Source organism: Nonomuraea longispora (assembly GCF_004348345.1).
Taxonomy (GTDB): Bacteria; Actinomycetota; Actinomycetes; order Streptosporangiales; family Streptosporangiaceae; genus Nonomuraea; species Nonomuraea longispora.
On record NZ_SMJZ01000258.1, the window covers coordinates 1 to 10,881 of the forward strand.

Annotated in this window: 7 protein-coding genes; all 7 read left to right on the top strand. The window is 71.9% G+C overall.

The genetic code is table 11. The annotated features are described in order from the left end of the window. On the top strand, window positions 1–1,077 hold a 1,077-nt coding region (locus tag E1267_RS39525), incomplete at its 5' end, for a beta-ketoacyl reductase (protein WP_220449896.1). Window positions 1,078–1,138: 61 nt separating this feature from the next. Then, complete coding sequence (locus E1267_RS39530) at window positions 1,139–2,725, top strand: (2,3-dihydroxybenzoyl)adenylate synthase (RefSeq protein ID WP_132340749.1); 1,587 nt, start codon at window positions 1,139–1,141, stop codon at window positions 2,723–2,725. 26 nt (window positions 2,726–2,751) lie between these two features. Next, a complete protein-coding gene (locus E1267_RS39535) occupies window positions 2,752–4,185 on the top strand; it encodes an isochorismate synthase (RefSeq protein WP_132340751.1) in 1,434 nt (477 codons plus the stop codon). 60 nt (window positions 4,186–4,245) lie between these two features. Continuing rightward, window positions 4,246–5,145: an ABC transporter ATP-binding protein gene (locus E1267_RS39540; protein WP_132340753.1), complete on the top strand. Its 900-nt coding sequence runs from the start codon at window positions 4,246–4,248 to the stop codon at window positions 5,143–5,145. Beyond that, on the top strand, window positions 5,142–5,930 hold the full coding sequence (locus E1267_RS39545) for an ABC transporter permease (RefSeq protein WP_132340755.1): 789 nt from the start codon (window positions 5,142–5,144) through the stop codon (window positions 5,928–5,930). Before E1267_RS39540 ends, E1267_RS39545 begins: the two co-directional genes overlap by 4 nt. Window positions 5,931–6,107: 177 nt before the next feature. Next, window positions 6,108–6,998 (top strand): FG-GAP repeat domain-containing protein, encoded by an 891-nt coding sequence (locus E1267_RS39550; protein ID WP_132340757.1) that lies wholly within the window; start codon window positions 6,108–6,110, stop codon window positions 6,996–6,998. Between the two features lie 58 nt (window positions 6,999–7,056). Further along, window positions 7,057–10,881: type I polyketide synthase (locus E1267_RS39555; RefSeq protein WP_132340759.1), on the top strand; the 3,825-nt coding region annotated here is incomplete at its 3' end.

The following is a 10,881-nucleotide window of genomic DNA, read 5'->3' on the forward strand; positions in this document are numbered from 1 at the left end:
GTCCTGTCCGGTCTGACGGGCGAGTCCGAGCTGGCCGTACGTTCCGGCGGGGTCTTCGCCCGCAGGCTGCGGCCCGCGCCGCCGCGCGGCACCCCGCTCGGTCGCGAGTGGCGGCCGGGAGGCACGGTCCTGCTGGCGGGGCCCCTCGACGAGACCGCCACGGAACTGGCCAGATGGGCCGCCCGCAACGGCGCGGACCGGGTCGTCCTCACCGAACCCGCCACGGGCCTCGAAGGGGAGCCGGGCGTGACCGTCCAGGCCGGCCTCGCCGCAGCCGCGTCCCTCCTGACCCCGGCCACCGTGCTCAACGGCCACGCGGTCGGCGGGCCCGGCGTGAACGGCCACGGGACCGGAGGGGCCGGCGTGAACGGCCACGCGGCCTGGGTGGACGGGCAGGGTGGGGCGGTGACCGCGGTGGTGTGTACGACCGCGGAGGCGGCCCGCGCCCTGGACGGGCCGGCCAGGACCGCGGGCGTGCCGGTCTTCGTGATGCCGGCCCCGGCGCGGGCCGCCTGGGGCGGGGACGGCGCGCAGGCGTACGAGTTCTTCGCCGCGCTGGCGGAGGAGCGGTCCGCCGCGGGACACCCCGCGCTGGCCGTGGCCGCCGGGCTGAAGGAGCCAGGGGACGCCGTGTCGGCCATCCGCCAGGCCCTGCATCAGGGCGACAGGACGCTCGTCGTCGCCGACCCAGACTGGGCCGCGCTCCACGCGGACGGACACGTACGGCTGCTGGAGGAGATCCCGCAGGCGGCCGGGACGGACGACGAGTCCGGCGAGGCGGTCGACGACGCCGCAGCCTTCCGCCGGCTGTTGTCCGACAGCCCGGAGGACGAGCACCGCGACATCGTGCTCGGCGTGGTGCGCGGGGAGGCCGCGGCGATCCTGCAGTTGCCGCTGCCCGACGCGGTGGAGCAGGACGCGGAGTTCTTCGAGCTCGGCTTCTCCTCGATGGCCGCGGTGGAGCTGCGCAACCGGCTCGTCGAGCTGACCGGCATCGAGGTGGCGGCCGACGCGATCTACGACTATCCGACCCCTGCCGAGTTGGCCGAGCACCTGCTCGCCGAGGCCATGAGCTGAGCCATCCCGGCTGAGATCGCGGTCGGGCCATGACGGCCCCCGCCGAGGAAAGGACGGACCTGTGCAGGATGGATGCACCCCCTGGCCGGAGGAGTTCGCCGAACGTTACCGTGCGGCCGGCTACTGGCGCGACGAGACGCTGGGCGAGCTGCTGGGCGGGCTGGCCCGCTCGCATCCCGGCAAGACCGCGCTCGTGGCGGGGGAGGAGCGGTGGAGCTACGCCGAGCTGGACGCCAGGACCGACCGGATGGCGGCCGGTCTGCACCGGATCGGCATCGGCCCGGGAGACCGCGTCGTCGTGCAGCTGCCGAACATCCCGGAGCTGGTCACGCTGATGTTCGCGCTGTTCAGGATCGGCGCCCAGCCGGTCCTGGCGCTGCCGGCCCACCGCAGCAGCGAGATCACGTACTTCTGCGAGTTCACCGACGCGGTGGCGTACGTCATCCCGGACGTGCACGTCGGGTTCGACTACCGGGAGCTGGCCGCGGAGGTGACGGCGCGGGTGCCCACGCTCAAGCACGTGCTGGTCGCGGGGGATCCGGGAGACTTCACCGCGCTGCCCCTGGACGGGGAGCCGGCCGGCCTGCCGAGGCCCGACCCCGCGGGCGTGGCGCTGTTCCTGCTGTCCGGCGGTACGACGGGCGTGCCGAAGCTGGTGCCGCGTGCCCACCAGGAATGGTCGTACAGCGGGCGCGCGGTGGCCGAGGCGTGCGACTACGGCGAGGAGACCGTCCACCTGGTGAGCCTGCCGCTGAGCCACAACTGGCCGCTGACCCACGGACTGCTGGCCACCTTCCACGCGGCCGGCACGCTCGTGCTCGCCCCAGGACCCAGCCCGGACGAGGCTTTCCCACTCATCGAACGGGAAAGAGTGACCGAGACCGGACTGATCCCTGGGGCGGCGCTGCTGTGGATGGAGGCGGCAGAGTGGGACGAGTACGACCTGTCCAGCCTGCGGCGGGTCACGATCGGCGGGACGAAGCTCCAGCCCGAGATGGCCCGGCGGGTGGAGCCGGCGCTCGGGTGCCGGCTCCAGCAGGCCTTCGGCATGGCCGAGGGGTTGTGCGGGTTCCACCGGTGGGACGACCCGCAGGACGTGGTGCTCGTCAGCCAGGGGCTACCCGTCTCCCCGGCGGACGAGGTCCGGGTCGTGGACGAGGACGACAACGACGTCGCACCCGGCGAGGTGGGCCGGCTGCTGGCGCGCGGCCCGTACACGGTGCGCGGCTACTACCGGGCGCCCGAGCACAACGCGAAGACGTTCACCGCCGACGGGTTCTACCGGACAGGAGACCTGGTGCGGCTGCTGCCGACCGGACACCTGATCTTCGAGGGGCGGGTCAAGGACCAGATCAACCGGGGAGCCGAGAAGATCGCGGCCGAGGAGGTGGAGAACCACCTGCTCGCCCATCCCAGTGTCAGGGAGGTCGCCCTGGTGGGCCTGCCTGACGACGTGCTCGGCGAGCGCAGCTGCGCCTGCGTGGTGCCCCGCGGCACGCCGCCGACGCTGGCCGAGCTCGCCGCCTTCCTGCGTGACCGCGGTGTCGCGGCCTTCAAGTTCCCCGACCGTCTGGAAATCGTCCCGCGACTCCCGCTCACCCCGCTCGGCAAGGTCAGCAAGAAGACGCTCGCCGGCATGTTCCACTGACCCCACGCTCGCAGAGGACGACGCCGATGCACGTCGCAGACATCGACCTGCAGGGATTCCTGGAAGTTCACGCCAAAGCGACCATCGAGGCGCGCAACAACGCGTGCCCTGCCCTGGCGGTCTGGCGCCAGGACATCGGCCCCTTCGACCCGGCCGGGCTGCTCAGGCCGTTGTTCGAGCGGTCCACGCGCACCTTCGTCTGGGTGTCGCCGCAGACCAGTGTCATGGCCATGGGCAGCGCCACCGACTTCACCCACGTCGGCCGGGACAGGTTCGCCGGCATCCGGCGCGGCTGGGAGAAGACGGCGAGGACCGCGGTGGCGGGCGGTCCTGGCGCGCGTGGTGTGCCGGCGATGGTCGGCGGGTTCGCCTTCGCGCCGCGTCCCGGCTCGTTGCCGGAGGCGCTGATGTGGGTGCCGCGCGTGCTCATCACGCAGGAGGACGGCAGGGCGACGCTCGCGCTGAGCGTGTGCGTCGACCCTCGCGGCACCACGCCGGACGGTCCCGCGCGCACGGTCGCGGACGCCACCACCCTGCTCGCCGCCGCAGGGGTGCGCCCATGCCCGAGCCCTCAGCTCGCGGGTACGAATCTGGTGGAAATCCCGTCGGCGTCGGAGTGGAAGGCGCTGGTCGCGCACACCGTCGAGCAGATCAGGCGCGGCAGGTTCGACAAGGCGGTGCTGGCTCGGCAGCTGCGGGTGAGCTCGCCCTGCGGCTACGACCTGGCCTCGGTCATGGGGACGCTGCTCGACACGCAGCCGGGCAGCACCGCGTTCGCCGTGGCCGCGTACGGGCAGGCCTTCGTCGGCGCCACGCCGGAGCGGCTGGTCAGCCTGCGCGGCGGGCGGGCAGAGTCGATGAGCCTGGCGGCGTCCATGCCCAGGGGGGCGACCCCGGCCGAGGACGTGTGCCTGCGCGCGGCGTTGATGGAGGACGACAAGTCCCGGCGGGAGCAGAAGATCGTCACCGCGACGTTGCGGCGCGCGTTCGAGGAGGTGTGCGACACCGTCACGGTGCCGGACGAGCCGCACGTGCTCGACCTGCCGAACCTGCGGCATCTGCACAGCCGCATCGTCGGCGAGGTCGCCGACCCCGAGTCGGCCAGCGTGCTCGACCTGGTCGAGCGGCTGCATCCCACGCCCGCCGTCGGCGGGCAGCCGCGGCGGGCGTCGCTGGAGTGGCTGGGTGAGGCCGAACCCTTCGACCGGGGCTGGTACGCGGGCCCGGTCGGGTGGATGAACGACGAGCAGGAGGGCGACTTCGCGGTGGCCATCCGCTCGGCCCACCTGGACGAGGGCACCGCCACGTTGTACGCGGGCTGCGGGATCGTGGCGGGTTCCGACCCGGACGCAGAGCTGGAGGAGACCCGGTTGAAGTTCCGTCCCATGCTCAACGCACTGGCGGTTCCTTTATCCGAAAGGGCACCATATAGACGGGCCGAGTGCAAAGATCTTGACTGAAGGTGTGGGAACCGTACGCGCGACCGGACTCCATCTCCCGTCTGTGGAGGGACTGGAAATATGATCGAAATAACCGATTTGACCAAACGTTATGGCAATAAGACGGCAGTGGATGGTTTGTCATTCAATGTCCATCCTGGGAGGGTCACCGGTTTTCTCGGACCCAACGGGGCCGGCAAATCGACCACCATGCGGGCGATCCTCGGCCTCGACCGTCCCCACGGCGGGAGCGTGACGGTCAACGGCCGCGCCTACGTCGGCCTGCCCCGGCCGATGCGCGAGGTGGGAGCCCTGCTCGACGCCCGCGCCGTGCACCCCCGGCGTACGGCGCGCAACCACCTGCTCTGCATCGCCCAGACCAACGGCATCCCCGCCAAGCGGGTGGACGAGGTCCTCCAGGTGGTCGGGCTCGAGTCGGTGGCGCGCAAACGCGCGGGAGGCTTCTCGCTGGGCATGGGCCAGCGGCTCGGCATAGCGGTGGCGCTGCTCGGCGACCCCAAGGTGCTGTTATTCGACGAACCCGTCAACGGGCTCGACCCCGAAGGCATCAAGTGGATTCGCGAGCTGATGCGCGGCCTGGCCGCCGAGGGCCGTACCGTCCTCGTCTCCAGCCACCTGATGAGCGAGATGGCGCAGACCGCCGACCACCTCGTCGTCATCGGCAAGGGCAAGCTGATCGCCGACATCGGGATCAGCGAGTTCGTCCGGCAGGGCTCCAACGTGCTCGTACGCGCCGACGACCAGGAGCGGCTCGCCGCCGAGCTGACCGAGGCCGGCGGCACCGTGCTGCCCGGCGCCGACGGCGCGCTCATCGTGACCGGGCTGGAGGCCAGGCAGGTCGGCAAGGCCGCGCTCGACGCCGAGGTGGTGCTGACAGAGCTGACGCCGCAACGCTCCCTGGAACAGGCCTACATGGATCTGACCCGAGACAGCGTCGAGTTCCAGGCGAGTGCGGCATGAGCGTGGCCTTCGCGGACACCGTCCGCTCCGAATGGACCAAGTTCCGGACGATCCCGTCCAACATCCCCACCATGCTGACCGCCGTCGCGCTCATGGTGTTCCCCGGCGCTCTGACCGCCAACGGCGCCAGCGAGAACTACCAGGCGGCCGACGAGGCCACCAGGGCGGTGTTCGACCCGACCTACATCAGCATGTACGGCGGGTTCCTGTTCGCCCAGATCACCGTGGGCGCGCTGGGCGTGCTCGTGGTGACCCACGAGTACGCCACCGGCCTGATCCGCACCAGCACGACCGTGGTGCCACGGCGCGGCCGGCTGCTGGGCGCCAAGGTGGCCACGTTCGCGCTGATCGCCCTGCTGATGGGCTGGGTGTCCAGCTTCGGCTCGTTCTTCCTCGGGCAGGCCGTGCTCGGGTCCGGCGGCGCACCCACCGCCTCGCTCGGCGAGCCGGGCGTCCTGCGCGCCGTGGCCGGAATGGGCCTGCTCTGGGTGCTGGTCGGCCTGTCGGGCGTGGCGCTGGGCGGCCTGCTGCGCTCCACCATGAGCGCCACGACCGTGCTGGTCGCGGTCAACTTCATCATCCCGATCATCGGGCCGAGGCTGCTGCCCGACGCGGTCGGCGCCTGGGTGCAGACGTACTGGCCCATCCAGGCCGGGTTGCAGATCACCACGACCGTGCAGAGCGCCGAGGGCATGCTCCCGTGGCCGGGCTTCGGGGTGATGGCCGCCTTCACCGCCGTGCTGCTGATCGCGGCGTTCGCCCTGTTCCGCTCCCGCGACGCCTGACCGCCGCACCCGCACCCGGCGCGCGCCCCGCGCGCCGGGTCTCCGGCATGCCCACACCCCCCGGCCTGGGGCTGACCGGCCGATTTAGTGGGCTGCTAGGGGTTACCCGCCTTATCCCGTCTCGCAAATACTGATGACGCTTGACCGGGAAATCCTGGCGGGGAGGAGCGTTAAACAATGGCGCCGAATTTCGCGAACGGTCAGTGCCGGTCCTTTCGGGGCGACGGGCTGCCGGATCTGCTGGTACGCAACACCGAAACCGGCGAGCTCTTCGTTCACCCGCACAGCGGCGAATTCAACGGGACCGGCACGTTCGGCCCGCCGGTGAAGATCGGCGACGGATTCGGATGGTGGCGGTTCTTCTTCGTCCGCGCCGTGGACGCGTCCGGCGACGGGCGCGCCGACATATGCGCGTTCAGCACCAGCGAATACGACATCAATCCCGGTGAGAACGGCGAGTTCGGGTTCTTCCTGCTGCGCAACCTCGGCGGGCCCGGCGAGATCGGCCCGTTCGCCGAGCCGCTGCGCGTGTCCAGCAAGCGCGACGACGGCCAGGAATGGGAGACCATCGGGTTCGCCGACGTGACGGGCACCGGCACCGACGACACGTTCGGCCGCGGCAAGAACGCCGGCAACATCGACCTGTTCCCGCACCGTGACCAGGGCGTCGTCAGGAACGACACCTACGACAAGGAGCCGGTGCGGCTCATCGACGTCGACGTCGACGACTTCCCCGTCGCCATGGCCGACTTCACCGGGAACGGCGCCCCCGACCTGCTGGTCCGCCGCCCCAACGGCGACATGGACCTGTTCGAGTTCGCCGGGAAGCCGGGCACGACGACCGCGGGCACGTGGTACACCGTCGCCCGCGGCTGGCAGGACATGCGCATCATGACGCTCACGGACGTCGACCTCGACGGGCGGCCCGACCTGCTCGGCCTGCGCCCCGACGGCACGCTCGACGCGTACGCGCACTCCGGCGTCTTCAACCCCCAGGCTCCGCTCGACCTCTTTCGTGATCCGGTGACCGTGGCCACCGGATTCGGCAAGTACGACGTCGTCAGCTGATCACGTAAGAGCGTTTTCCCCGCACTGTTCCCGCTCCGTCGGATTTTGGATTGGTTCAATGTCCTACGAACTCTCCTCTCGTAGTTTTTCCGGCGACGCGGTGGCGATCGTCGGAATCTCGTGCCGGCTCCCCAAGGCTCCGGACCCGCAATCCTTCTGGCGGCTGCTGCGCGACGGCCGCGACGCAGTCACCGACGTGCCCGGCGGCCGGTGGGACGCGCCGGAGACGAGTTCCCTGCGCGGCGGCTTCATCGACGGGATAGCCGAATTCGACGCCGAGTTCTTCGGCGTCTCCCCGAACGAAGCCGCGATGATCGACCCGCAGCAGCGGCTGCTCATGGAACTGAGCTGGGAGGCGCTCGAAGACGCCGGGATCGTCCCGGCGAGCCTGCGCGACACCGCCGCCTCCGTGTTCGTCGGCGCCATGGCCGGCGACTACGCCCAGCTGCTGCAGGGCAACGGGCGCGCGGCGCTGACCCGGCACAGCCTCGCCGGCATCAGCCGGGCCCTGCTCGCCAACCGGATCTCGTACACGCTGGGGCTCAACGGGCCCAGCATGACCGTGGACTCCGCGCAGTCGGCCTCGCTGACCGCCGTGCACCTGGCCTGCGAGAGTCTGCGCAACGGCGAGACGGGCCTCGCCATCGTCGGCGGCGTGAACCTCAACCTCACCGCCGACAGCACCCTTGCCGCGCTGCGGTTCGGCGCCCTGTCGCCCGACGGCAGGTGCTTCACCTTCGACGCCCGCGCCAACGGCTACGTACGCGGCGAGGGCGGCGGCGTCGTCGTGCTGAAGCCGCTGGCCCGCGCGCTCGCCGACGGCGACCGGGTCTACTGCGTGGTCGCCGGCAGCGCCATCAACAACGACGGCGGCGGCGACGGGCTCACCGTGCCCGACCAGCACGCCCAGGAGGAGGTCATCCGGCTGGCCTGCGGGCGGGCCGGCGTGCCGGCCGCCGACGTGCAGTTCGTCGAGCTGCACGGCACCGGCACCCGCGTCGGCGACCCGATCGAGGCGCGCGCGCTCGGCGCGGCCATCGGCACCGCCAAGGACTCCGGAACGCCGTTGCTCGTCGGCTCCGCCAAGACCAACGTCGGCCACCTAGAAGGCGCGGCGGGCATCGTCGGCCTGCTGAAGACCGTGCTCGCCATCAGGCACCGCACGCTGCCGCCGTCGCTGAACTTCGAGACGCCCAACCCGCGGATCCCGTTCGACGAGCTCAACCTGCGCGTCAACACCGAGACGTCCGCGTGGCCGCGCGAGGACGCGCCTCTGGTCGCCGGCGTCAGCTCCTTCGGCATGGGCGGCGCCAACTGCCACGTGGTGCTCGCCGAGTACCCGCAGAAGCAGCCCGCCACCTCCACCGCCGCACGCCAGGACGGGCCGCTCCCCGGATCGTCCTCCGGGCCGCTGATCGTGCCGCTCGCCGGGCAGAGCGAGGCCGCGCTGCGCGCCCAGGCGGGTCGGCTGCGCGACCATCTGCTCGACGAGCCGGGCACCGCTCCCGCCGACGCGGCTTACTCGCTGGCGACGACCCGTACGGCGTTCGACCAACGGGCGGCGATCGTCGTGGACGAGCCGTCAGCCCCTGCAGACGTGCTGGCTGAAGCGCTGGACCGGCTGGCCAAGGGCGAGCCGGCCGCCGGGATCGTGACCGGCCGGCCGAGCACCGGCGACATCGCCTTCCTCTACTCCGGCCAGGGCAGCCAGCGGCCCGGCATGGGCCGCGAACTGTACGAGACGCACCCCGTCTTCGCGCGGACGCTCGACGGGATCGCCGCCTGCTTCGACGGCACACTCGACCGGCCGCTCCTCGACGTGATGTTCGCCGACGAGGGCTCCGAGCCGGCCGCGCTGCTCGACCAGACCGGCTTCGCCCAGCCCGCGCTCTTCGCCTTCGAGGTCGCGCTCACCCGCCTGTACGAACACTGGGGCGTGCGCCCCGCCCGGCTCGTCGGCCACTCCATCGGCGAGATCTCGGCCGCCCACGTCGCCGGCGTGCTGGACCTGGCCGACGCCTGCGCCCTGGTCGCGGCGCGCGGCAGGCTGATGCAGAACCTCCCGGCCGGCGGCGCGATGGTCGCCGTGCAGGCCACCGAGGAGGAGGTCCTGCCCTTCCTCGACACCACGGTCAGCATCGCCGCGATCAACGCACCGGACTCCACCGTGGTCTCCGGCTCCGAGAGCCGCGTCATGGAGATCGCCGAGGAGTTCCGCGGCCGTGGCCGCAAGACCCACCGCCTGCGGGTCAGCCACGCCTTCCACTCCCCGCTGATGGACCCGATGCTGGCGGAGTTCCGCGAGGTGGCCGAGTCGCTCACCTACCGCGAACCGGCCATCCCGATCGTCTCCAACCTCACCGGGGCCGTCGCGTCCGCCGAGGACCTGTGCTCACCGGGCCACTGGGTGTGGCACGTACGCGAGGCCGTGCGGTTCTGCGACGGCATCCGCGCCCTGGCCGACACGGGCGTCACCACATTCGTCGAGGTGGGTCCCGGGTCGGTGCTGGCCGCGATGGGGCAGCACTGTCTGCCCGCCAGCCCGTACACGCAGTTCATCGCCACCCTGCGCGATCCGGCAGCGGAACGCCGCAGCGCCGCGCTGGCCCTGGCCGGGCTGCAGGTCAGGGGCGCCACGCTCGACTGGGACGCCGTGCTGCCCGGCGCGCGCCGCGTCCAGCTGCCCACCTACGCCTTCCAGCGCACCTACCACTGGCTTCCCGAGGCGGACGGCTCCGCGCCGCCCCCGCCCCCGCGCGCGGCCCCGGCGCCGTCCGCCTCGGGAGAGGAGCCCCGCCCCGACGGCGCGTCGCTCGCCGACCGGCTGCGCGGCCGGCCGGAGGCCGAGCAGGAGCAGACCCTCCTCGAACTCGTACGCACCTGTATCGCGCTCGTCCTCGGCCACGCCAACACCGCCACCGTGGACACCGGCACCGCCTTCAAGGCGCTCGGCTTCGACTCCTTCAGCGCCGTCGAGCTGCGCAACCGGCTCAACGCCGCCACCGGGCTGCAACTGCCCAGCTCGCTGCTGTTCGACTACCCGTCGCCGCGGGCGCTGGCGGGCTTCCTGCGCGCGGAGCTGGCCGGCGAGCACGTCGCCCAGGCCGTGGTGGCCGCCAGACCCGTGGCCGACGAGCCGATCGCGATCGTCGGCATGGCCTGCCGTTTCCCTGGCGGGGTGTTCTCGCCGGAGGACCTGTGGAATCTGGTGGATTCCGGCCGGGACGCGATCGGCGAGTTCCCCGTGGACCGCGGTTGGGACCTGGACAGGTTGTACGACCCTGATCCGGACAGTCGCGGCACGACGTATGCGCGGCACGGTGGTTTCCTGTACGGGGCGGGCGAGTTCGATCCGGCGTTCTTCGGGATTTCGCCGCGTGAGGCGCTGGCGATGGATCCGCAGCAGCGGTTGTTGCTGGAGACGTCGTGGGAGGCGATGGAGCGGGCCGGGATCGACCCGGCCGGGCTGCGGGGCAGCCGTACCGGCGTGTTCGCCGGCGCCACGGCCCAGGACTACGGGCCGCGCCTGCACGAGGCCACGGGCAGCGCCGAAGGGTACGTGCTGACCGGCACCACGGCCAGCGTCATCTCCGGGCGGGTCGCGTTCACGTTCGGGTTCGAGGGCCCGGCGGTGACGGTGGACACCGCGTGCTCGTCGTCGCTGGTCGCCCTGCACCTGGCCGCGCAGTCGCTGCGGACCGGCGAGTGCGACCTGGCCCTGGCCGGCGGCGCCGCCGTGATGGCCTCACCGGGCATGTTCGTGGAGTTCTCGCGTCAGCGGGGGTTGTCGCCGGACGGGCGGTGCAAGGCGTTCGCGGCCGGTGCCGATGGCACGGGGTGGGCCGAGGGTGTCGGCATGTTGCTGGTGGAGCGGTTGTCGGAT

Bases quoted from the DNA above. Each gene is read 5' to 3' on its own strand.
- E1267_RS39535 (WP_132340751.1), top strand. From the start codon at position 2,752: ATGCACGTCGCAGACATCGACCTGCAGGGATTCCTGGAAGTTCACGCC.
- E1267_RS39540 (WP_132340753.1), top strand. From the start codon at position 4,246: ATGATCGAAATAACCGATTTGACCAAACGTTATGGCAATAAGACGGCA.
- E1267_RS39545 (WP_132340755.1), top strand. From the start codon at position 5,142: ATGAGCGTGGCCTTCGCGGACACCGTCCGCTCCGAATGGACCAAGTTC.
- E1267_RS39550 (WP_132340757.1), top strand. From the start codon at position 6,108: ATGGCGCCGAATTTCGCGAACGGTCAGTGCCGGTCCTTTCGGGGCGAC.